Source organism: Sphingomonas sp. Xoc002 (genome assembly GCF_050408055.1).
GTDB lineage: Bacteria > Pseudomonadota > Alphaproteobacteria > Sphingomonadales > Sphingomonadaceae > Sphingomonas > Sphingomonas yabuuchiae.
This window is the reverse complement of sequence record NZ_CP191175.1, coordinates 3635889-3656476: the sequence shown is the minus strand read 5'-3', so window position 1 is coordinate 3656476 and position 20588 is coordinate 3635889. Positions and strand designations below refer to the sequence as shown.

Sequence of the window (20588 nt, the reverse complement as noted above, 5' to 3'; positions counted from 1 at the left end):
GTCCGACATGGTGTGGACATGCCCCCAATCGATCCCACCGCCGGGACGGCCGACCGGCCGCTGATCCCGACGCTTCGCCGCTTCCTCCCCTATCTCTGGCCCGCCGGAGAGCCCGGCTTGCGCGTGCGGATCGTGGCGGCGATGGCGCTGGTCATCCTGTCCAAGCTCGTCCAGGTGCTGGGCGCGGCCTATACGTTCAAATATGCGGTCGACCGGATGGCGGCGAACGATCGGAGCGCGGTGACGCTCGTGATCCTGCTGGTCGTGGGTTATGCGGGTGCGCGGTTCGCGACGACGCTGTTCGACAATCTGCGCAATGCCGTGTTCGAGATGGTCGGGCAGGACGCGACCCGGCGACTGTCGGCCGATGTGTTCCGCCATCTCCACCGCCTGTCGCTGCGTTTCCATCTGGAGCGGCGGACCGGCGCCGTCACCAAGGTCGTCGAGCGGGGCACCAAGAGCATCGACACGATGCTGTACTTCCTGCTCTTCAACATCGCGCCGACCGTGCTGGAACTGGGGCTGGTCCTGGCGATCTTCGGGCGCAGCTTCGGCCCCGTCCTGGTCGTCACCACCATGGCGATGGTCGTCCTCTATATCGTCTTCACCCGCAAGGTGACCGACTGGCGCAATGCGCTGCGCACGCAGATGAACGACCTCGACACCGGCGCGGTCGCGCATGCGGTCGACTCGCTGCTGAATTTCGAGACGGTCAAATATTTCAACGCCGAGGAGCGCGAGGCGCGGCGGTACGAAAACGGCGTCGCGGCCTATGCACGTGCGGCCACCAAGTCGGAAAACTCGCTGGCCTGGCTGAACGTCGGGCAGGCGGCGATCACCAGCCTGATGCTGGGCTTCGCCATGGCCTGGGTCGTGCGCGAATGGAGCCGGGGCGCGGCGTCGGCGGGTGACGTGGTGCTGGTATCGACCCTGTTGTCGCAGCTGTTCCGGCCGCTCGACCTGCTCGGCATGGTCTATCGCACCATCCGCCAGGGGGTGATCGACATGGGCGCGATGTTCGACCTGATCGACACGCCCGCCGAAGTGGTCGACACGCCCGGCGCGCCGCCGCTGAAGGTGACGGGCGGGCATGTCCGCTTCGACCAAGTCGTGTTCGGCTATGACCCGGAGCGGACCATATTGAAGGGGCTGACGCTGGATGTACCCGCGGGCACGACCTGCGCGGTGGTAGGGCCGTCGGGCGCGGGCAAGTCGACGCTCGCGCGGCTGCTCTATCGCTTCTACGATGTGAATTCCGGCGCGATCACCATCGACGGCCAGCCGGTGTCGGCGGTGGCGCAGGACAGCGTGCGTGCGGCGATCGGGATCGTGCCGCAGGATACGGTGCTGTTCAACGAGACCATCGGCTACAACATCGCCTATGGCCGCGAGGGCGCCGACCAGGATGATGTCGAGCGCGCCGCGAAGGGGGCGGCTATTGCCGACTTCATCGAGCGCCAGCCCCAAGGCTATGCGACCCGCGTCGGCGAGCGCGGTCTGAAGCTTTCGGGTGGCGAGAAGCAGCGCGTGGCGATCGCGCGCACCCTGCTGAAGAACCCGCCGATCCTGATCCTGGACGAGGCGACCAGCGCGCTCGACAGCCGGACCGAGGCGGACATCCTCGCGACGCTCCAGGCGATCGAGCGCGGGCGCACCACGCTCGTCATCGCGCACCGACTGTCGACCGTGGTCCATGCCGACCAGATCGTCGTGCTCGACGGCGGCCAGGTGGCCGAGCGCGGCACCCATGGCGAATTGCTGGCAAAGGGCGGGCTCTACGCCGAAATGTGGGCGCGCCAGGCCGCCGAGGTGGAAGAGGCCGAGGAGGAGGCGCTGCTGGCGTGAACCGTAACGCAAGCCCCTCCCCTTCAGGGGAGGGGTTGGGGCCTCTCCACGAATGTTGCGCTTGCGGACACGCCCCACCCCCGGCCCCTCCCCTGAAGGGGAGGGGGGCGATTGCGTCTCGGATTGCTGTGGATTTCCTCTCCGGACGATCAGCGACAGCTCAGCCGGATCTGCTTGGCAGGCTTGTCGAACACGATCGACGAGCAGCGGTTCAGCTGGTCCGCGCCGATCGACAGGCGGTCGCTCTTGATGTCGTGCTTGCCTTTGCCGGTGACGATCACCTCATTGGGATCGGTCGCCTTGTCCGCGTCGGCGATGGTGTCGGTCTTGCCGTCATCCGTGGTTCGCACACCAAGCGATCCGATCGTCAGCGGGCCGACGATCAATGGGGTTGCCAGCGTCATGGTGCGGATCGGCCGTTCGATGCCGAAAGCGATCTCGGTCATACTTGTCGAACCCGAGAGCTGCCCGCGATAGGCGCGCGCCAGCCGCACCGCCGCGCCTGCATTGGCCAGCGTATGCGGATGATGCGGGTCGAATCGGATGCGCAGGGGCTCGCCTTCGACCATGATGGTGGCGAACCGCTCCGCCCAGCTGCCGAACAATCCGCCCTGGTCGATCATCGGCAGGGCGATCGTCCGCTCGCTGCCGACCGGTTCGCGCAGGCGGAAACGGACGACGGGGTCGGCCAGGCTGGCGGGGCCGAAGACGCCCGCAATACCGGCGGCAAAAGGCTGTTTGGTGAAGCCGATCCGCTTCTTCTCGGGGCCTTCCCCCGCAAAGGCGACGCGGGCGACGGCGGTGGCACCGTGAATCTCCGTCGGCCCGACGCTATAGCCGATGCCGATCATACCCGGCTTCATGCCCGCCGCCTCGGCATAGTCCTGGGTGATGAGCGGCATGGCGGGAACGCCCGGATCGATCCGCACGGTGCGGGTGACGCCGTTGATCGTCACCGGCACCAGGCCGTCCGGCGCGATCACGCGCTCGGTCGGCGGCGGCGCGGCGGCCGTCAGGGTGGCCAGCAAGAGCCAGGCAAAACGGCGCATCATGATATCTCCCGGTGTCGTGACGACCGGGTAACGATCAGGGGTAATCATGTCGGCTTTGTGGCCGAACCGGACTTTATTGCGCAGGATGGCCCATTACGAAATTAGCCACCGCCGTCACCACTTCGGGTGCGATCGGCAGATTGGGGTCGGCATAGGTCGCCAGGTTCGCGCCCCGGCTGTCGCCCTCCACCGTCTTCAGCACATGATTGACCCCGGGCAAAAGGACCAGCCGGGCCTCGGGCTGGGCGGCTTTCAGCGTGCGGGCGTCCTCGGGCGTGACTTGCAGATCGGCTTCGCCCTGCACGATGAGCAGCGGCTTGGCGGTCGCCGCCGCCAGCTTTGCGGGGTCCTTGGCGAGGGCGTTAATCAGGAAGGGCTGAACCACATCGGCGAAGATCATCGGCAGGGGCGGCGTCAGGCTGGCGGCGGGGATGGTGCGGCCCGCTTCCAGCGCGTCGATCATGCGGTCGGCATCGGCCAGGATCGGCGCGTTGGCGGGGTTGGCATGAAACTGTGCCCGCATCACCGTGCCCAGCCGCCGTCCGGGGGTGGAGACGGCGATGACGCCGCACAGCCCCGCCGGTCTGGCGGCGGCGGTATCCAGTGCGACCAGCCCGCCTTCGCTATGTCCCAGGACCCAGACGCACGGGGCACCGGTCTTCGCGCGGATGGCGGCGATCCAGGACCGGGTGTCGGCGGCGTAATCGTCGATCGTTACCTTGTTGGCGTCGGGGATCGCGCCGCTGCTCGCGAACATGCCGCGCTTGTCGATCCGCACGCTGGCGATGCCGCGCGCCGCCAGCCCTTCGGCGAGCAGGCGCAGCGGGGCTGCCTTCAGCCCGCTTGGGCTGTTGCCGTCGCGGTCGGTCGGGCCCGATCCGGGAATAATCAGCACGACCGGCACCTTGGCGCCTTCCGGCCCGGTCCAGCTGCCCTTCAACGGTCCCTGCGGACCCGGCGCGGCGATGTCGCGGTCGGTCATCGGCGTGGCGGCGAGCAAGGCGGCCAGCAACATGATGAACGGCATGATCTACCCCCTTTTACCAAGCACCCCATCTCCGTTCAGCCTGAGTGAAGTCGAAGGCAAAGGGAAGTGGGACCGTAAGCCTTATTGCCGCTCCAGCATCAGCGCCGCCGTCGCCTTGGCGCTGCCGACCACGCCCGGAATGCCCGCGCCCGGATGGGTGCCCGCGCCGACGAAATACAGGTTCGGGATCGAATCGTCGCGGTTGTGGACCCGGAAATAGGCGCTCTGGGTCAGGATCGGCTCCAGCGAGAAGGCCGAGCCCATATGCGCGTTCAGGTCGGTCGCGAAGTCGGCCGGGGCATAATGGAACTTGGTCACGATCCGCTCATGGATATCGGGGATCAGGCGGCGGCCGACCTCGTCCAGGATACGCTTTTCCAGGATCGGCCCGACCTCGTCCCAGTTCATCGGGAACTTGCCCATGTGCGGCACCGGGGCCAGCGCATAGAAGGTCGAATGCCCCTCGGGTGCCAGGCTCGGGTCGGTGACGGTCGGGTGGTGGAGATAGAGCGAGAAATCCTCCGACAGCACGCCGGTGTCGTAAATGTCGGTCAGCAGGCCCTTATAGCGCGGGCCGAATAGGATCATGTGGTGCGGGATGCCCGGCCACGCGCCCTTGATGCCGAAATGGACGACGAACAGCGACGGCGAGTAGCGCTTGCGCTCCAGCCGGTTGACCGTCCGCCGGGCCGAGCGATTGTCGGACAGCAGGTCGCGGTAGCTGTGCATGATGTCGGCATTGGTCGCGACGGCATCGGCCTGAATGGTCAGGCCACTCTTGGTCACCACGCCGGTCGCGCGGTCGCCCAAGGTCTCGATCCGCGTCACGGGATCGCCCAGGCGGATCACGCCGCCGATCCGCTCGAACTGCGCGACCATGCCCGCCACCAGCCGATTGGTGCCGCCGCGCGCGAACCAGACGCCGCCGTCGCGCTCCAGCTTGTGGATCAGCGCATAGATGGCGCTGGTCGTCATCGGATTGCCGCCGACGAGCAGCGTGTGGAAGGACAAGGCCTCGCGCAGCTTCTCCGACTTCACGAATTTCGACACCATGGCATAGACCGAGTTCCATGCCTGGTACTTGGCCAGTGCGGGCGCGGCCTTGATCATCGAGGCGAAGTCGAGAAACGCGACATGGCCGAGCTTCTCATAGCCTTCGCGATACACCCCCTCGGCATAGTCGAGGAACTTGCCATAGCCTTCGATATCGTCGGGGTTCAGCTTGGCGATTTCGGACCGCAACTGGGTGTCGTCGTTGCTATAGTCGAAATTGGTGCCGTCGACCCAGTTGAGCCGGTAAAAGGGGCTGACCGGATCGAGCGTCACATCCTCGGACATCGACCGGCCGGTCAGCGCCCACAATTCCTCCAGGCAGGCCGGATCGGTGATGACGGTGGGCCCGGCGTCGAAGGTGAAGCCGTCGCGCTCCCAATAATAGGCGCGACCGCCCGGCTTGTCGCGCGCCTCGACGATCGTCGTCTGCACGCCCGCCGATTGCAGGCGGATGGCCAGCGCCAGCCCGCCGAAACCCGATCCGATGACGACCGCGCTCTTCATGCCCGGCCCCCCGACTTGTCTCTCAGGGCGGCGATGGCGCGCAGGATCGGCACCGGCGGCCGTCCGGTCAGAATTCGTGCCTTGTCGGCCATGGTCGATTGCCCCGCATAGAAACGCCCGATCAGGTCGGGCGGAAGTCGATAGAAACGCTCGAGCACCCGGTATCGCTCATCCGGCTCCGCGGCCTTGAACAACATCGTGTCGAGCATACGGTAAAAGCCGCGCGCGTCCCAGGCGTCACGCGCCATGCGATAGGTCGCGTCGTGCAGGTCGGCACCTGCAAAGTCGCGCCGCTCGGCCAGCATCGCGGCCATGCGGATCGCATCGGGCAGCGAGTAGCCGGTGGTCGGGTGGAACAGCCCGGCGCGCATCCCGGCCTTGGGCGTCCTGGCCCCGCCGCTGCGCCAATAGCCGTCGAAATCGCCGCCCATCGCGACCGGCAGCACGCCCGCCTCCTCGCGCACCACCTCGGCCCCCACCCAGTCGCGGCTGTCGGCATAGCGCTCGATCCGCTGGACGATGGCGCGACGGTTCAACTCGGCGGAGGTGGAGTAATAGGTGTCCTCGACGAAGATCCGGTCCTCGGCGAAGGGCAGGGTGTAGACGAAGCGATAGCCGTCCAGCTGCTTGACGGTGGCGTCCATCACCACCGGCCGCTCGACCCCGTGCGGGCGGGTGAGCTTCAGCTCCTGCCCGACGAATTTCTGCCATCCGCAGGACAGCGAAGACAGGTCGCCCGCGCCGCGCGCGTCGATCACGCCCGTCGCCTCCACCCGGTCGCCATCGGCGAAGACGGCGGCGGTGGCCGACACCGCCAGCACCTTGCGCCCCAGGATCAGCGCGTGCGGCGGCAGCGTCCGGCGAACCTCGGTGTCGAGGCGGTGGCTCTCGATCGAATAATAGGTCTGGTCGATGGTGCGCGAATGCGCCGGAAAGGCGACGTCGTAACTGCGCCAGCCATGCGCGACGAGGCGCTCGACGATCCAGCGGTCGCGCTTGGCCACGTCGCTGCCGAAAAAGGACCAGAGGTGGTTGCCGCCGATCGTCTCGCCCGCATCGATCAGCCGGACGTCGAGCGAGGGGTGGCGGGCTTTCAGCGCAAGCGCGATCAGCCCACCGGCCAGGCCTGCGCCAATGATCGCAATATCACAGGAGATTTTGGCAGCCATCGCTCTACCGCTACCGGAAAGCGGGGCCAAGGCAAAGGGTCGGTGCCATTACAGAAGGACGGCGGTGTCGGGCGCGTCGCCGGTCGCAAAGCCGCCGGTGATCGTCCATGCCGCCAGATCGACGATGGCGATCCGGTTATTCTCCAGCGCGGCGTACAGGATCGATCCTCCGGCGGGCAGGTTCAGCCCCGGTGCGGCGGCGGGCAGTGGCAGCCGCGCTTCCTCTGCCAGGGTGGCGGGGGAATGGCGGGTCAGGCTCTTGTCGGCGGTGTTCGACACGATCAACCGGCCGTCCGCCTGCACGACCACCCGCACCGCCTCGCCGCGTAAGGACGTACGGGCACGCGGGCGCAGCGTCACCGCATCGAGCGCGTGGAGCACGCCCGCCGGGCGGTCGATGACATAGAGCGTCCGCTCGTCCGGGCTGAGCGCCAGGCCCTCGGGTGCCTTGCCGATATGTTGTTTGACGGGCGCGAAGCTGGCATCGTCGGGGTCGACCATGATGACGGTGCCGCTCATCGTGTCGGCGACATAGGCGCGGCTGCCATCGGCCTTCACCACGAAATAATGGCTGCGCGCGCCGCCGACCGGGATCATCCGGTCGGGACTGTCGGCACTGGCGGGCGTGTCGAAGCGGGCGAGCAGGCTGTCGGTCTCGGACAGGGCATAGAGGCGCCCCTTCGCGTCCATCCGCATGCCGTGCCAGCGTCGGTGCGGCGACAGGTCGATGGCCCGCGCCAGCTTGCGTCCCTCCAGGTCGATCACCCAGAGTTGATGCCCGCCCTCACCGCCGAACTGCCAGCCCTTCACGCCGTACCCGCCGACATAGGCGAAGCGGCCGCCCGTATCGGCGACCATCTCGTGCGGCTGCGTGCCCAGCGGCACCTGGCCCAGCCGCTCGCCATCGGGCACGCGGTAGAAGACGACGCCGCCGGTGCCCTTTTCGACGACCGCCAGCACGCCGCGCTGCGGAGCCGCCGCCTGCGCCCGGCGCGCCCAGGCGAGGGGAAGGGCGGAGGCCACGCCCAGGGCGGCCAGGCTCCACAAGCCCTGACGGCGATCGATCAGCGGCATGGGGACGGCTCCTGGAACAACGGGGGGATGACAGCCAGACGTGGCGCGGGGCCGTATGTTCCGCCGCGCGGCGGAGCCGATACGAAACTGATGCGTCTTTTCCGACAAAGCAGGCCCGCCACCGGTTGCGGTGAAACGGCCCATTGAATAGGTGAACCGCATGATCCGCCCCATCAACGAAAGCGTCGCCGTCGCTCCCCAGATCCGGCCCGAGGACGTCGCCGCGATCAAGGCGGCGGGCTATGCCGCCATCGTCAACAACCGTCCCGATGGCGAGGAGCCCGGTCAGCCGACCGGCGATTCGATTCGCGCCGCGGCCGAGGATCAGGGGCTGGCCTATACCGCCATCCCCGTGACGCCCGGCGGGTTCAGCCACGAGATGGTCGACCAGATGACCCAGGCGCTGGTCGAGGCCAAGGGCCCGGTGCTGGCCTATTGCCGGTCGGGCACGCGCAGCTGCAATCTGTGGGCGCTGGCGGCGGCCAAGGCGGGGCGCAACCCGACCCTGATCGTGATGCAGGCCGAAGGGGCGGGCTATGACCTGTCCGGCCTGCGCCCGACGCTGGACGCGCTGGCAGGCAACGCCGGATGATCCTGCCGCTCGTCGGCACCGTGACGACCGGGGCGCTGACCGGGCTGGGCGTCGGCGTGGCGCTGGGCGGGGCGGGAATCGCGTGGCTCTGCACGCGCCGCCGCGACCGCCGGATCGGCTCGCCCGAGGATGTCGCGGCGGCGGCCGAGGCGGCGCTGACGGGCTTTACCGTTGCGGGAGCCGTGGTCGGTGCCGATGGCCAGGGCGCGCTGGTGGTGGCGACCGATGGCCGGGTCGCGGCGCTCAAGCTGCATGGCCGGCGAATCGCGGTGCGCGAAATTCCCTGGACGCGGGTGCGTTCGAGCGCCGAGGGCATCGTCGCGGAGGTCGAGGGGCGTTTCGGGCCGGTGATGCTGGCCGGGGTGGACGTGCTCGACATCCGGCGGCTGGCCCCGCGTTGAGGGTGGGGGCTGGCCCCTCCACCACCCGGCTGCGCCGGGCGGTCCCCCTCCCCAAGCACAGCTTGGGGAGGATTGAAGATAAGTCCTCCCCATCTTTGATGGGGAGGGGGACCATCCGAAGGATGGTGGAGGGGCATTCCCCGGCATGATCGACTGGACCTTTCTCGCGCTCGCCGCTGCCGGAGGCTTTGTCGGGGGCGCGATGAACGCACTGGCGGGCGGTGGCAGTTTCTCGACCATGCCGACGCTGATCGCGCTGGGCCTGCCATCGACCATCGCCAACGCCACTTCCAATGTCGCGCTGCAACCCGCCGCCATGGCCAGCGTCTGGGCCTATCGCCATGGGCTGGAGCCGGTGATGGGCGTGTCGATGCGGCGGATGGCGGCGCTGACCTTCGTCTTCGCGCTGCTGGGCAGCATCCTGTTGTTCCTGACGCCGCCGCGTGCCTTCGACCTGATCGTGCCCTGGCTGCTGCTGACCGCGACGATCGCGATCGCGGGCGGGCGGCATGCCTCGGAATGGCTGGCGCGGATCGCCCGGCCGGGGCCGCGCGCGCTGATGGGGGCGCAGGCGGTGCTAGGTGTGTATGGCGGATATTTCGGCGGCGGCATCGGCATGATGGTGACCGCCGCCTGGGGGCTGCTCTCGGGGCGCAACCCGGCGCAGCTGGCCGCGCCGCGCACGCTGATGCTGGCCACCGCCAATGCGGCGGCGACACTGGTCTTCGTGGCGACGGGCATGGTCGCCTGGGCGCAGTGCCTGCCCATGCTGGCGGGCGGCATCGTCGGCGGGTGGAGCGGCGCGCTGATCGGGCGCAGGCTGCCCGCCGGGCTTATCCGGGGCTGGACGCTCCTTCTTACGACGGTGACGACGGCGGTGTTCTTCTATCGGGGATATGCCTGACGGGCGGCGGCCGTCGGGGCCGAGGGCTCGGCTTCCCATTCCGCCGCCAGCGCCCGGATCGCAAATTCCTCGTTGCGCAACCATGCCGCGACCTCGATGCGCAACTCGGCGCAGCCGCGCCGGTATCCGCCCCAGTCGACCATGATCTCTTCGAGCGGCCAGCTCGAAACAAAGCCGGATATGCGCTGGCGATAGGCAGGCATGCTCGCCTGTACCGCCAGCCAGGCGGCACCGCCCGGCGTGTGTGCCAATCGTTGTGCGGTGGGGTTCGCATGGCGCATCAGCCAACTCGCCCGCTGGCGGCTGGCGTTGGAAAGCAGCCAGCGGCTGCGGCTCAGCGCAGCGGGATCGGGCTGGAGCGCGCCGCACAGGGCGCGGTGCTCGCTCATGACGCGAACCACTTCGTCGCGCATTTCGAGCCATTCGGGCAGCATGGGGATGCTTTCAATATAATCGCGATCGCATTCGACGGTTGCCCTCCATCGGCCCACCCCGGCGATGTCCGTGCGATCCGGAAGATTCACGTACAGGATAGGCCCCCCGACCTTCCTGCATGGTCATCGTAACCCCGGAGCCGATATTCTCCGCGGCGACGATCGGAATTGTCATATCATCGGATCATCAATGCCTCCTGATGGCGGCCTTCTGACGCGTTGATCTAAATCAAAGTTTAATATGTGACATGGCGTGCTGCCGGGCATCATGCGGGTCGGTTCGCTTTCGACCCTGCCGCCCTCAAGGGTCGCGCTTTTGACGGTGCAGTCCGAATGCGCCTGTGTCAGCAACCCGGCGCGGCTCTCGACGGGCTGTTCGGCGGTCAGGCAGATGCTGTGGGACGAGCCATTTCATGACGAACCCGCCTGTGCCGCACCGACAAAGGGATGGGTCTCGAGTTGCCGTCAGGAGGGGGGCGTGGCCGACGGCATCTGATCCGCCGATGGAGGAAACACGCGCCCCGGCTGCCATTCGACCTCGGTCAGCAACAGCCGCAGATGGCGTTCCTCCGCGAGGAGTCGCTTGTCGGCATCCCGGCGACAGGCATCGGCCGCGCGGGCATAGGCGTCCGGCGCCTCCGCCACCGCTTCCATCGGCCAGCGGGCGACAAAGGCCGACAGGATCCGGCCATGGGCCGGTGTCTCCTGGCGCAGGGTCAGCAGCCCGGCGGCGGCTTTCAGTCCGGCATGGGCTTCGGCAAAGGGAAAGACCGTGTCCGTCAGAAAGGCGAGCCGCTTCCGGCTGACACGCGCGATCTGCCAGCGGACATGGCGCAGGGCCTGATAATCGATCTGCGCGGCGTCGCACAGGTTGCGATGGGCATCCAGCCAGCGGGTCAACGCGGCATGATGCTCCCGAAGCTCGGTCAGCATGGTGGGCCTCTCAAAACGTCGACCCGCCTTATCGCGCTTCAAGGGTTGCAAATTCGTATACGATTTGGCAATTCCTTGCAGCCCCTGTTACGACGACCGGATCAGGCGTCGGGGCGCCGCATCTCGAAACGGGCGGCTTCCGTCACCTCGAAATAGTCGACCGGCCCGCCGCCGCGCAGGATCGGGCGCGCGCGCGCGGTTTGGTAGATGCCGTTCTCGATCAGGTCGGCGGCGATATGGATGCCCACCGCCTCGCCGATGACCAGCCACTGGTCCAGCTCGCGGCCCTCCTTGGTTTCCAGGCGAATCAGCTGGGTCAGGCGGCATTCGAACGACACCGGACTTTCCGCCACGCGCGGGGCGTCGACCAACTGTCCGTCCTGCGCCGTCACGCCCGACAGCGCGAACTCGTCCACCTCCGCGGGCACGGTCGCCGCACTGGCGTTCATCGCCTGCGCCAGCGTCATGGTGGCGAGGTTCCAGGTGAAGACCTTGGTCTCGGCAATGTTGGCGACCGAGTCCTTCCACCCCTGCGACGAAAAGCCGATCAGCGGCGGACGGTAGTTGAAGACGTTGAAAAAGCTGTAGGGTGCCAGATTGTTGACGCCCTGCGCCGACCGGCTGCCGATCCAGCCGATCGGGCGGGGCGCGACGATCGCGTTCAAGGGATCATGCGCCAGCCCATGACCGTTGACGGGTTCGTAGAAATGCCAGTTGTCGATCATGGATGGTCACCGAAAGGGAGTGTGGATGGAAGCCGGAACGCCGACCGAGCCGGAAAGAGCCCCGGAACCGCCAGGCGCCGTCATCCGTCGCCACGGATGGGTGACGCGCATCTGGCACTGGGTCAATGCGGTCGCGGTGCTGATCCTGCTGGGATCGGGGCTGGGCATCTCCAACGCGCATCCCCGGCTCTATTGGGGACGTTACGGGGCGAATTTCGATCACGCCTGGGCCAGCCTGCCGCACTTCCCGGCCTGGCTGACCATTCCGGCACGCTACAATCTGGCGATCTCTCGGCGCTGGCACCTGTTCTTCGCGCTGGTGCTGGGGTTCGGGCTGCTCGCCTATATGATCGGCGGCCTGGTCACGCGGCATTTCCAGCGCGACCTGCGTATCCGGGGGCGCGAGCTTCGGCCCGGCTCGGTCTGGGCGGATTTTCGGCGACATCTGGCCCTTCGCTTTCACGACGAGCGTGATCCGCGGGCCTATAATCTGTTCCAGAAGCTGAGTTATGCGGGGGTGCTGTTCGTCGCCCTGCCGCTCGCCATCCTGACCGGCATTGCGCTGTCGCCGGGTATGAATGCGGCCTGGCCCTGGGTCTTGGACCTGCTGGGCGGGCGGCAATCGGCGCGGTCGATCCACTTCATCACGGCGACGCTGCTGGCGCTGTTCACCGTCATACACCTGGTGCTGGTCATTCTGGCCGGGCCGCTCAACGAGATGCGGTCGATGATCACCGGCCGCTGGAGGGTTCCCGAATGACCGCCGGATTGATCGCGCGTCGTACCATCCTGACCGGCGGCGCCGGGCTGCTCCTCGCGGGCTGCGACCGGATCATCGAGCAGCCGACGGCGCGGAAAATCCTGTTCGCGGGCGAGGATATGCAGAAGGGGCTGCAACGCGCGCTGATGGACCGGGGCGCGCTGGCCCCCGAATATCGCCGCGACCAGATGTCGCCGGTCTTCCGTACCAACGGCACGCGCAACCCGGGCACACCCGAATATGCCGCCCTCGCCGCCAACCGGTTCGAGGACTGGCGGCTGACCGTCGGCGGGCTGGTGGCCAAGCCGCTGTCGCTGTCGCTGCGCCAGATCGGTGAGTTCCCCGCGCGGCGTCAGATCACCCGCCACGACTGCGTCGAGGGGTGGAGCGCGATCGGCGAATGGATGGGGCCGATGCTGGGCACGATCCTGAAGGCCGCCGATATCAGCACGCGGGCGCGATATGTCGTCTTCACCTGTGCCGACCTGTACGGCGGCCAGCCCTATTACGAATCGCTCGATCTGATCGACGCCTTCCATCCCCAGACGATCCTGGCCTGGGGCATGAACGGGCGGATGCTCGACATCGGCCACGGCGCGCCCTTGCGGCTGCGCGTCGAGCGGCAGCTGGGATACAAGCACGCCAAGTATCTGATGCGGATCGATGCGGTGGAAAGCTTGGATAACATAGGTTTGGGCAAGGGCGGATACTGGGAAGATCACGTCGATTATGACTGGTATGCGGGAATTTAAGGCACTAGGCGGTGCCATATGGCGCTGATCGATCTCTTTCTGTCGCGCGCGGTCCGCAAGGGCCGCCTGTCCCTCACCCATCATGATGGAAAGGTCCGCGAGTTCGGCTCGCCCGAACCCGGTTATCCCGATGTCGCGATCCGCTTCACCGACTCGTCGGTTGCCGGGCAGATCGTGCGCAACCCCGCGCTGGCGGCGGGCGAGTCCTTCATGGATGGTCGTCTGGTCGTCGAGAAGGGCGATGTCCGCGACCTAGTCGAACTGCTGACCGCCAACGACAAATGGGAAGCGGGCCGCGCGAACCTGAACCCCTCGCGGCTGGTCCGGGCGGCGGGCGCGATCAAGCATCGCATCGACCGGATCAACATGGAGCGTCGGTCGAAGAAGAACGTCGCCCATCACTACGACCTGTCGGGCACGCTGTACGAACTCTTCCTCGACACCGACAAGCAATATAGCTGCGCGTACTTCACCGATCCGAAGAACGATCTGGAGCGGGCGCAACGCGACAAGAAGGCGCATATCGCCGCCAAGCTGGCGATCGAGCCGGGGATGAAGGTCCTCGACATCGGTTGCGGCTGGGGTGGCATGGCGCTCTACCTGCACCAGAAATGCGGCGCCGAAGTGCTGGGCGTCACCCTGTCCGAGGAACAGCTGAAGGTCGCGCGCGCGCGTGCCGAGGCGCTGGGCGTGTCGGACAAGGTGAAGTTCGAGCTGATCGACTATCGCCGGGTGGAGGGCCAGTTCGACCGCATCGTCTCGGTCGGCATGTTCGAGCATGTCGGCCCGCCGCAATACCGGACCTTCTTCCGCAAGTGCCGCGACCTGCTGACCGAGGATGGCGTGATGCTGCTCCACACGATCGGGCGGCTGAACGGGCCGGGCGTCACCGACGACTGGACGACCAAGTACATCTTCCCCGGCGGCTATAACCCCGCCCTGTCGGAGATCGTCCGCGCGCAGGAGGGCTTGCGCATGTTCCTGACCGATGTCGAGGTGCTGCGCTGCCATTATGGCTGGACGCTCGACATCTGGTACGACCGGACCGTGGCGGCGAAGGACCGCATCGTCGAGCTGTATGACGAGCGCTTCTATCGCATGTGGCTCTTCTATCTGGCGGGTGCGGGCGCGGCGTTCCGCAATGGCGGCCTGTGCAACTATCAGGTGCAGTTGACGCGCGGGCGGCTCTCGGTGCCGGTGACGCGGGATTACATGTTCGAGGGCGAACGCGCGCTCCGGGACTGAGCCTTTTTCATTCCTCCCCTGCAAGGGGAGGTGGCAGGGCGTAGCCCTGACGGAGGGGTGTCACCGCCAGTAGGGACACCCCTCCACCACCGCTTCGCGGCGGTCGCCCTCCCCTTGCAGGGGAGGATTTATTCACCCCAAAGCGGCGAACTTCTCTTCCGCCTCGCGGTCGAGCTGCGCACGGCTCTTCTTCTCGGCGGCGGTCTTCAACTGGCCGCAGGCCGCGTCGATGTCGCGCCCGCGCGGGGTGCGGACCGGTGCGGAGATTCCGCCCTCGAACACGATGTCGGAGAAGCGCCGAATCCGCTCCGGCGTCGAGCATTCATAGTCCGCGCCGGGCCAGGGGTTGAACGGGATCAGGTTCACCTTGGCGGGCAGGTCGTAATGGCGCAGCAGCCGGACCAGCTCGTGCGCATCGGCGTCCGAGTCGTTCTTGTCCTTCAGCATCACATATTCGAACGTGATGCGCCGGGCATTGTTGGCACCCGGATAGTCGGCACAGGCCTGCAACAGCTCCTCGATGCCGTATTTCTTGTTCAGCGGCACCAGCTCGTCGCGCACGTCCTTGGTCACGGCGTGGAGCGACACCGCCAGGTTCACGCCGATCTCCGCGCCCGCACGCGCCATCATCGGCACGACGCCGCTGGTCGATAGGGTGATGCGACGCTTGGACAGCGCCAGCCCGTCACCGTCCATCACCAGCTTCAACGCATCGCGCACCGCATCGAAATTATAGAGCGGCTCGCCCATGCCCATCATGACGATGTTGGTCAGCATCCGCCCCTCGGGCTGGCTGGGCCATTCGCCCAGCGAGTCGCGCGCGAGCATGACCTGTCCGACGATCTCGCCCGCCGTCAGGTTGCGGACGAGGCGCATCGTGCCGGTGTGGCAGAAGCGGCAGTTCAGCGTGCAGCCGACCTGGCTCGAAACGCACAAAGTCCCCCGATCGGCGTCGGGGATGAACACCATCTCGTAATCCTGCCCGTCGGCCGAGCGCAGCAGCCACTTGCGCGTGCCGTCGTTCGACACCTGCGCCTCGACCACCTCGGGACGGCCGATGACGAAGCGTTCCTCTAGCCAGGGATGCTGCGCCTTGGCGATGTCGGTCATGTCGGCGAAGCGGGTGGCGCCGCGATTGTAGAGCCAGTGCCAGATCTGCTTGGAGCGCAGCTTGGCCTGCTTCAACTCCATGCCGCCCGACAGCAAGGCCTCGCGCAGCTGGTCCTTGGTCAGGCCGATCAAATCGACGCGACCATCGGGACGCGGTTGCACGCCGCGCGGCACGGGCACGGGATCGATGTGCCCCGGAATGGGCATGAGGGCGGCCGAAACTGTCTGCATGCGCTGCCCATAGCGCAAAATCGGATGGATTTCCACAGGGCAGACTCTTCCTCCCCTGCAAGGGGAGGTGGCAGGCCGCAGGTCTGACGGAGGGGTGTCACCCTCTCCGGTAGCGGGACACCCCTCCGACGCGCTTCGCGCGCCACCTCCCCTTCCAGGGGAGGAAAGTTTTCAGGCCCCCACACATGCCAAGGTCGCGGCATCGATCGCCGCCGCCGCGCCCGCCAGGGCATAGGTGTCGGCGAAAGGCCGGTGGTGCGGGTCGACGGCGGAGACGCTCATGCTGCGGCCCGAGCGTATCGCCATGACCAGCGCATGGTCGGTGGCCGCGTCGGGCGCCCAGACGTCCTGGGTCGTGCCAACCAGCGGAAAGCGGCGCTCGCCGATGGCCAGCGTGACGGCGGCGGCGCGGTCGCGCGGGCTGCTGAGATGCGCGTGGAAGGATTCGCGCAGGCGCTTGGCAGGCCAGGTGCCGACGCTGGCAAAGCCGCCAACCCGCCCGTTCGCCAGCACCGGTCTGGCGATGGCGTAGCACCGGTCGGGATCGCGAAACGCGCCCCAGCCCTTGTAGATGCCGATCGTCTCGCGCGCGAGAACCGGCGCGGCGACCAGCGCCAGGCAGAGCGCCAGCCGCTTCATGCGCCAGCCCGGTGGATCACCGTCTCTTGCCCGCCCTCGATCAACACGATCGACCCCTGTGGCAGGCGCTCGGCCACCGGCACGCCGCACAAGCCATCGTCGGGCAACCCCAGCAGCAACCCGCGCAGCACCCGGCTGGACAGGCCGTGCATCAGGATCAGCCGGTCGCCGTCATGCTCGGCGGTATCCGTCATCCAGGCCGACAATCGCGCCGCCATCGCCGCATAGCGTTCGCCGTCGGGCGCCCCCACCGCCATGCCATGCGGATGGACGATCGGGCCATGGATCGCGGTCAGATCGGCGAAACGCTGTCCGCCCCAGCTGCCGAAACCCAGTTCGATCAGCCGGACGTCATGGCGCGTGTCATGCCAGTCGAGTGCCAGATGCTCGGCGATCACCGCCAGCGTCTGAAGCGCCCGGCCGGTGGGCGAGGACCAGAGGGTCAGTGCCGGTGCCGCACCGAGTCGTTCGTACAGGACCCGGCCGATCGTATCGGCCTGCGCAAAACCCCGCCGGGTCAGCGGCGTGTGCAGCTCGACCCGGTCGCCCTGGATACATCCGATCCGGTTGAACACCGTCTCGCCATGCCGGGCGATATAGTCGCGTCCCCTGCGGTCTGTCGGGCGGGCGGGCGGGGCGGGGTGGGCGGTCATGACCCGCAATCCCTGTCCCGGCTGTTGCCTCCATGCAACGCTTTTTCCTGTTTAGCTGAGGTTCATGCAACGCCCGGGCTTTCGCGTCATTAGTGCCGCAACCGCCGAATGTAACGGCGGCCGGTACAGTAATGGAGTATAGTGTATGCGTAAGCTCATGCTCGCCGCCCTGGCGACCTCGGCAGCCATCGCCGCCGCGGCCCCCGCCGCCGCCCAGACCGCACAGCCCTTCACGGGTTTCCGCGTCGAGGGCCTGATCGGCTATGACAGCCTCAACGATCGTCAGGGTCAGGACAAGAGTTCGAGCGACGGCGTGCTCTATGGCGCCGCGATCGGTTACGACCTTCCGGCAGGCCCCGTGGTCCTGGGCGCCGAGGGCGAGATTTCGGGCAGCAGCTCGGACACGCGCAGCAGCGGCATCCGCGTGCCCGGTGACGAGTTCCGTCTGGGTGCGGGCCGTGACCTCTATGCCGGTGCGCGCGTCGGCTATGTCATCTCGCCGGTCGCGATGGGCTATCTGAAGGCCGGTTACACCAACGCCAAGTTCGATGCGCGCTACACCACGGCGGGCGTCACCACCGTCAATTCGCAGGAAGTCGGCGGCTATCGCCTGGGCGCCGGTCTGGAATATGCGATCAGCCCGAACACCTTCGTGAAGGGCGAATATCGCTATTCGCATTATGACGAGCTGGACGGCGTCGGCATCAATCCGAACCGCCACCAGCTGATGGCGGGTCTGGGCCTGCGCTTCTGAGCCGGGATTCTTTTCCACATTAACGGTGGTTTTACTCCCAGTGTAAGAGGGGTCGGAGCCTTGCTTCGGCCCCTTCTTGGCGGGTAGGAACCAAGGCCATTTATCATTCGGACTCGGGGACCATGCGGTCGTTCCGGCGGGGGATCAGGAAATGAAGGCGACGATCGAACGCGCAACGCTGCTCAAGGGGTTGAGCCATGTCCAGTCGGTGGTGGAGCGGCGGAACACGATTCCGATCCTCTCCAACGTGCTGCTGGAGGCGACGGCCGAGGGCCAGCTGCGCATGATGGCGACCGACCTGGACCTGCAGATCAACGACAGCGTCGCCGCCGCCGTCGACCAGCCGGGTTCGACCACCGTGTCGGCGCACACGCTGTTCGACATCGCCCGCAAGCTGCCCGAGGGCGCGCAGGTCCAGCTGACCGCCGCCGAAGGCCGCATGACCATCGTGGCGGGCCGTGCCCGCTTCTCGCTCGGCACGCTGCCGCGCGACGACTTCCCCGTCATCGCCGAGGGCGAGCTGCCGACCCAGTTCGAGCTGCCGGTCGAACTGCTCAAGCAGATCATCGACAAGACGCGCTTCGCCATCTCGACCGAAGAGACGCGCTATTATCTGAACGGCATCTTCCTGCACGTCGCCGAGGATAACGGTGCGCCTGTGCTGAAGGCCGCCGCCACCGACGGCCACCGTCTGGCGCGCGTCACCATCGAGCGCCCGAACGGCGCCGAGGGCATGCCCGATGTGATCGTGCCGCGTAAGTGCGTGGGCGAGCTGCGCAAGCTGCTCGACGAGGTGGACGGCTCGGTCGGCGTGTCGCTGTCGGGCACCAAGATCCGCTTCGACCTGGGCCAGGCGATCCTGACCTCCAAGCTGATCGACGGCACCTTCCCCGATTACAGCCGCGTCATCCCGACCGCGAACGACAAGATCCTGAAGCTGGACCCCAAGGCGTTCATGCAGGGCGTCGACCGCGTGTCGACCATTGCGACCGAAAAGACCCGCGCGGTGAAGATGGCGCTCGACCGCGACCGGATCACCCTGTCGGTGACCAGCCCCGAGAACGGCACCGCGTCGGAAGAGGTGCCGGGCGAGTACACCTCGCTGGGCTTCGAGATCGGCTTCAACAGCCGTTATCTGCTCGACATCCTGGCGCAGATCGATAGCGATCTGGTCGAAGTCCATTTGGCCGACGCCGCCGCGCCGACCCTGATCCGCGAGAATGACAAGGCACCCGCGCTGTACGTGCTGATGCCGATGCGGGTGTAAGCCACCCCTATTCCTCCCCTGCAAGGGGAGGGGGACCATCGCGAAGCGATGGTGGAGGGGTGTCCCGGCTTGCGATGGATTTCTCGCTGGCGGTTACACCCCTCCGTCAGGCCTTCGGCCTGCCACCTCCCCTTGCAGGGGAGGATGTATTGAGGGCGCATACCCTTTAAGGCGGACATGATGCTCACCCGCCTGGTCCTTACCGATTTCCGCAATCATGCCGACCTCGCGCTGTTACCGGCGGCGGGATTCGTCGTGCTGACCGGCGAAAACGGCGCGGGGAAAACCAACGTTCTGGAAGCGGTGTCGCTGCTCGCGCCCGGCCGAGGGCTGCGGCGCGCCGCGCTGTCGGCGATGGCGCGACAGGGGGGCAAGGGCGGGTTCGGTGTCGCGGCGACCCTCGACGGCGATGTCGAGATCGCAACCGGCGCGCTGGCCTCCGCGCCCGAACGGCGGGTCGTCAGGGTGCAGGGGGCGGCCACGAGCGCCAATGCGCTGGCCGACTGGCTGTCCGTCCTGTGGCTGACCCCGACGATGGACCGGCTGTTCGTCGAGCCCGCGTCCGAGCGGCGGCGGTTCCTCGACCGGCTGGTGCTGGCGCTGGCTCCGGCGCACGGCATGCACGCGACCCGCTATGACGCCGCGATGCGTGAGCGCAACCGGCTGCTGGCGAGCGAAGGTCCGGTCGATCCCGACTGGCTGAGCGCGCTGGAGGCACGGATGGTCGAGCATGGCGCGGCGCTCGATGCCGCGCGGGTGGCGGCAGTGGCAGCGCTCGACCAACGGTTGGAAGAGGCGCCCGACAGCGTGTTCGCCCGGGCCGCGCTGGCGCTGGAGGGAGAGGCGGTCGACCCGGCGGCATTCGCCCATGCGCTGGCCATGGGGCGCAGGCGCGACGCGGCGGCGGGGCGGACGCTGGTCGGGCCGCACCGGGCCGACCTGTCCGTGACGCACGTGGCGAAGGGGCAGGCGGCGGCGCTGTGCTCCACGGGCGAGCAGAAGGCGCTGCTGCTCGGCATCGTCTTGGCCCATGCCGATCTGGTGACCGAGCAACGTGGGCTGCCCCCGGTGTTGCTGCTGGACGAGGTGGCTGCGCATCTCGATCCGTCGCGCCGCGCCGCGCTGTTCGAGCGGCTGGCGGGGCGGGGGCAGGTGTGGATGACCGGGACCGAGCCTGGACTGTTCACCGATGTGCCCGGGGAGGCAACGCGGGTGGAGTTTTGAGGGGGGCGGGGCTCGGTGAGACACCGGACCCTCCCCCATCCCAGTTTCAGGTAAACGATGCCCAGCATCGTTTAAGTCATGCCGGGGGCATGACTGACCTGAAACTCGCCTGCGGGAGGGGTGCGTTACCGGGCGACGTTCAGCATACTGAGAAACGGCGTCCTACCGTAGCGCCAAGGCACGCCCCTCCCGCAGGCGGGAGGGGATGGGGGAGGGCTCAGGGTCTCACAGAGACCATCA

The 20588-nt window shown here is 67.4% G+C and carries 21 protein-coding genes; 10 read left to right on the top strand and 11 right to left on the bottom strand.

What is annotated here, in order from left to right; translation table 11 throughout:
• The first annotated feature begins 18 nt into the window (after positions 1–18).
• Positions 19–1845, top strand: coding sequence for an ABCB family ABC transporter ATP-binding protein/permease (locus ACQR50_RS16715; protein WP_428969170.1), 1827 nt, complete (start codon positions 19–21; stop codon positions 1843–1845).
• A gap of 149 nt (positions 1846–1994) precedes the next feature.
• Here ACQR50_RS16715 and ACQR50_RS16710 read toward each other — a convergent pair whose 3' ends face one another.
• The 5 genes from ACQR50_RS16710 to ACQR50_RS16690 all read right to left on the bottom strand — a co-directional run bounded on the left by ACQR50_RS16710 (position 1995) and on the right by ACQR50_RS16690 (position 7724).
• Positions 1995–2897, bottom strand: a complete 903-nt coding sequence (locus tag ACQR50_RS16710) for a hypothetical protein (RefSeq protein ID WP_428969169.1) — start codon at positions 2895–2897, stop codon at positions 1995–1997.
• A gap of 73 nt (positions 2898–2970) precedes the next feature.
• Positions 2971–3924 (bottom strand): alpha/beta hydrolase, encoded by a 954-nt coding sequence (locus ACQR50_RS16705; RefSeq protein WP_428969168.1) that lies wholly within the window; start codon positions 3922–3924, stop codon positions 2971–2973.
• 81 nt (positions 3925–4005) lie between these two features.
• Positions 4006–5481: a phytoene desaturase gene (locus ACQR50_RS16700; protein ID WP_184105614.1), complete on the bottom strand. Its 1476-nt coding sequence runs from the start codon at positions 5479–5481 to the stop codon at positions 4006–4008.
• Positions 5478–6650, bottom strand: coding sequence for a lycopene beta-cyclase CrtY (gene crtY, locus ACQR50_RS16695; protein ID WP_428969167.1), 1173 nt, complete (start codon positions 6648–6650; stop codon positions 5478–5480). Before crtY ends, ACQR50_RS16700 begins: the two co-directional genes overlap by 4 nt.
• 48 nt (positions 6651–6698) lie before the next feature.
• Positions 6699–7724, bottom strand: a complete 1026-nt coding sequence (locus tag ACQR50_RS16690; protein ID WP_428969166.1) for a YncE family protein — start codon at positions 7722–7724, stop codon at positions 6699–6701.
• 160 nt (positions 7725–7884) lie between these two features.
• Here ACQR50_RS16690 and ACQR50_RS16685 point away from each other — a divergent pair, with 160 nt between their 5' ends.
• The 3 genes from ACQR50_RS16685 (at position 7885) to ACQR50_RS16675 (ending at position 9621) form a co-directional block, all read left to right on the top strand.
• On the top strand, positions 7885–8316 hold the full coding sequence (locus tag ACQR50_RS16685) for a TIGR01244 family sulfur transferase (RefSeq protein WP_042485259.1): 432 nt from the start codon (positions 7885–7887) through the stop codon (positions 8314–8316).
• The gene (locus ACQR50_RS16680) at positions 8313–8717 is read left to right on the top strand and encodes a hypothetical protein (protein ID WP_056435773.1); all 405 of its coding nucleotides are present in this window, start codon (positions 8313–8315) and stop codon (positions 8715–8717) included. The genes ACQR50_RS16685 and ACQR50_RS16680 overlap by 4 nt, the downstream gene beginning before the upstream one ends.
• 145 nt (positions 8718–8862) lie before the next feature.
• Complete coding sequence (locus ACQR50_RS16675; protein WP_056435770.1) at positions 8863–9621, top strand: sulfite exporter TauE/SafE family protein; 759 nt, start codon at positions 8863–8865, stop codon at positions 9619–9621.
• Here ACQR50_RS16675 and ACQR50_RS16670 read toward each other — a convergent pair.
• From ACQR50_RS16670 to ACQR50_RS16660, 3 genes are all read right to left on the bottom strand, one after another.
• Entirely contained in the window at positions 9603–10055 is a 453-nt protein-coding gene (locus ACQR50_RS16670; RefSeq protein WP_428969165.1) for a hypothetical protein, read from the bottom strand. The two genes, ACQR50_RS16675 and ACQR50_RS16670, sit on opposite strands and share 19 nt — an antisense overlap.
• Before the next feature lie 465 nt (positions 10056–10520).
• Positions 10521–10988 (bottom strand): hypothetical protein, encoded by a 468-nt coding sequence (locus ACQR50_RS16665; protein ID WP_428969164.1) that lies wholly within the window; start codon positions 10986–10988, stop codon positions 10521–10523.
• Positions 10989–11089: 101 nt separating this feature from the next.
• Complete coding sequence (locus tag ACQR50_RS16660; protein WP_428969163.1) at positions 11090–11713, bottom strand: flavin reductase family protein; 624 nt, start codon at positions 11711–11713, stop codon at positions 11090–11092.
• Between the two features lie 25 nt (positions 11714–11738).
• On the opposite strand from ACQR50_RS16660, the gene ACQR50_RS16655 reads away from it, so the two are divergent.
• Genes ACQR50_RS16655 through ACQR50_RS16645 form a run of 3 tightly spaced genes read left to right on the top strand, consistent with a single transcriptional unit; the run spans position 11739 to position 14470 of the window.
• Entirely contained in the window at positions 11739–12473 is a 735-nt protein-coding gene (locus ACQR50_RS16655) for a cytochrome b/b6 domain-containing protein (RefSeq protein ID WP_428969162.1), read from the top strand.
• On the top strand, positions 12470–13225 hold the full coding sequence (locus tag ACQR50_RS16650) for a molybdopterin-dependent oxidoreductase (protein WP_428969161.1): 756 nt from the start codon (positions 12470–12472) through the stop codon (positions 13223–13225). The genes ACQR50_RS16655 and ACQR50_RS16650 overlap by 4 nt, the downstream gene beginning before the upstream one ends.
• Before the next feature lie 18 nt (positions 13226–13243).
• Complete coding sequence (locus tag ACQR50_RS16645; protein WP_184105607.1) at positions 13244–14470, top strand: SAM-dependent methyltransferase; 1227 nt, start codon at positions 13244–13246, stop codon at positions 14468–14470.
• A gap of 132 nt (positions 14471–14602) precedes the next feature.
• Here the strand turns inward: ACQR50_RS16645 and rlmN are convergent, their stop codons facing one another.
• The 3 genes from rlmN to ACQR50_RS16630 all read right to left on the bottom strand — a co-directional run bounded on the left by rlmN (position 14603) and on the right by ACQR50_RS16630 (position 17103).
• Positions 14603–15811, bottom strand: coding sequence for a 23S rRNA (adenine(2503)-C(2))-methyltransferase RlmN (gene rlmN, locus ACQR50_RS16640; protein WP_042485348.1), 1209 nt, complete (start codon positions 15809–15811; stop codon positions 14603–14605).
• A gap of 171 nt (positions 15812–15982) precedes the next feature.
• Positions 15983–16450, bottom strand: coding sequence for a hypothetical protein (locus tag ACQR50_RS16635; protein ID WP_428969160.1), 468 nt, complete (start codon positions 16448–16450; stop codon positions 15983–15985).
• A complete protein-coding gene (locus ACQR50_RS16630) occupies positions 16447–17103 on the bottom strand; it encodes a histidine phosphatase family protein (RefSeq protein WP_428969159.1) in 657 nt (218 codons plus the stop codon). Before ACQR50_RS16630 ends, ACQR50_RS16635 begins: the two co-directional genes overlap by 4 nt.
• A gap of 145 nt (positions 17104–17248) precedes the next feature.
• Here ACQR50_RS16630 and ACQR50_RS16625 point away from each other — a divergent pair, with 145 nt between their 5' ends.
• The 3 genes from ACQR50_RS16625 to recF all read left to right on the top strand — a co-directional run bounded on the left by ACQR50_RS16625 (position 17249) and on the right by recF (position 20348).
• Complete coding sequence (locus tag ACQR50_RS16625; RefSeq protein WP_240456398.1) at positions 17249–17857, top strand: outer membrane protein; 609 nt, start codon at positions 17249–17251, stop codon at positions 17855–17857.
• 151 nt (positions 17858–18008) lie between these two features.
• Positions 18009–19124 carry a DNA polymerase III subunit beta gene (gene dnaN, locus ACQR50_RS16620; RefSeq protein ID WP_056435738.1) on the top strand — a complete coding sequence of 372 codons (1116 nt, stop codon included), beginning with the start codon at positions 18009–18011 and terminating at the stop codon, positions 19122–19124.
• Between the two features lie 180 nt (positions 19125–19304).
• Positions 19305–20348, top strand: coding sequence for a DNA replication/repair protein RecF (recF, locus tag ACQR50_RS16615; RefSeq protein WP_428970729.1), 1044 nt, complete (start codon positions 19305–19307; stop codon positions 20346–20348).
• The last annotated feature ends 240 nt before the right edge of the window (positions 20349–20588 follow it).

What these genes read in the sequence shown, in the direction of transcription:
- ACQR50_RS16700 (WP_184105614.1), bottom strand. Translation starts at nt 5,481, where the DNA reads ATGAAGAGCGCGGTCGTCATCGGATCGGGTTTCGGCGGGCTGGCGCTG.
- ACQR50_RS16625 (WP_240456398.1), top strand. Translation starts at nt 17,249, where the DNA reads ATGCGTAAGCTCATGCTCGCCGCCCTGGCGACCTCGGCAGCCATCGCC.
- crtY (WP_428969167.1), bottom strand. Translation starts at nt 6,650, where the DNA reads ATGGCTGCCAAAATCTCCTGTGATATTGCGATCATTGGCGCAGGCCTG.
- ACQR50_RS16645 (WP_184105607.1), top strand. Translation starts at nt 13,244, where the DNA reads ATGGCGCTGATCGATCTCTTTCTGTCGCGCGCGGTCCGCAAGGGCCGC.
- rlmN (WP_042485348.1), bottom strand. Translation starts at nt 15,811, where the DNA reads ATGCAGACAGTTTCGGCCGCCCTCATGCCCATTCCGGGGCACATCGAT.
- ACQR50_RS16705 (WP_428969168.1), bottom strand. Translation starts at nt 3,924, where the DNA reads ATGCCGTTCATCATGTTGCTGGCCGCCTTGCTCGCCGCCACGCCGATG.
- ACQR50_RS16630 (WP_428969159.1), bottom strand. Translation starts at nt 17,103, where the DNA reads ATGACCGCCCACCCCGCCCCGCCCGCCCGCCCGACAGACCGCAGGGGA.
- ACQR50_RS16655 (WP_428969162.1), top strand. Translation starts at nt 11,739, where the DNA reads ATGGAAGCCGGAACGCCGACCGAGCCGGAAAGAGCCCCGGAACCGCCA.
- ACQR50_RS16715 (WP_428969170.1), top strand. Translation starts at nt 19, where the DNA reads ATGCCCCCAATCGATCCCACCGCCGGGACGGCCGACCGGCCGCTGATC.
- ACQR50_RS16690 (WP_428969166.1), bottom strand. Translation starts at nt 7,724, where the DNA reads ATGCCGCTGATCGATCGCCGTCAGGGCTTGTGGAGCCTGGCCGCCCTG.
- ACQR50_RS16635 (WP_428969160.1), bottom strand. Translation starts at nt 16,450, where the DNA reads ATGAAGCGGCTGGCGCTCTGCCTGGCGCTGGTCGCCGCGCCGGTTCTC.
- ACQR50_RS16670 (WP_428969165.1), bottom strand. Translation starts at nt 10,055, where the DNA reads ATGCTGCCCGAATGGCTCGAAATGCGCGACGAAGTGGTTCGCGTCATG.
- ACQR50_RS16675 (WP_056435770.1), top strand. Translation starts at nt 8,863, where the DNA reads ATGATCGACTGGACCTTTCTCGCGCTCGCCGCTGCCGGAGGCTTTGTC.
- ACQR50_RS16680 (WP_056435773.1), top strand. Translation starts at nt 8,313, where the DNA reads ATGATCCTGCCGCTCGTCGGCACCGTGACGACCGGGGCGCTGACCGGG.
- ACQR50_RS16710 (WP_428969169.1), bottom strand. Translation starts at nt 2,897, where the DNA reads ATGATGCGCCGTTTTGCCTGGCTCTTGCTGGCCACCCTGACGGCCGCC.
- dnaN (WP_056435738.1), top strand. Translation starts at nt 18,009, where the DNA reads ATGAAGGCGACGATCGAACGCGCAACGCTGCTCAAGGGGTTGAGCCAT.
- recF (WP_428970729.1), top strand. Translation starts at nt 19,305, where the DNA reads ATGCTCACCCGCCTGGTCCTTACCGATTTCCGCAATCATGCCGACCTC.
- ACQR50_RS16660 (WP_428969163.1), bottom strand. Translation starts at nt 11,713, where the DNA reads ATGATCGACAACTGGCATTTCTACGAACCCGTCAACGGTCATGGGCTG.
- ACQR50_RS16665 (WP_428969164.1), bottom strand. Translation starts at nt 10,988, where the DNA reads ATGCTGACCGAGCTTCGGGAGCATCATGCCGCGTTGACCCGCTGGCTG.
- ACQR50_RS16685 (WP_042485259.1), top strand. Translation starts at nt 7,885, where the DNA reads ATGATCCGCCCCATCAACGAAAGCGTCGCCGTCGCTCCCCAGATCCGG.
- ACQR50_RS16650 (WP_428969161.1), top strand. Translation starts at nt 12,470, where the DNA reads ATGACCGCCGGATTGATCGCGCGTCGTACCATCCTGACCGGCGGCGCC.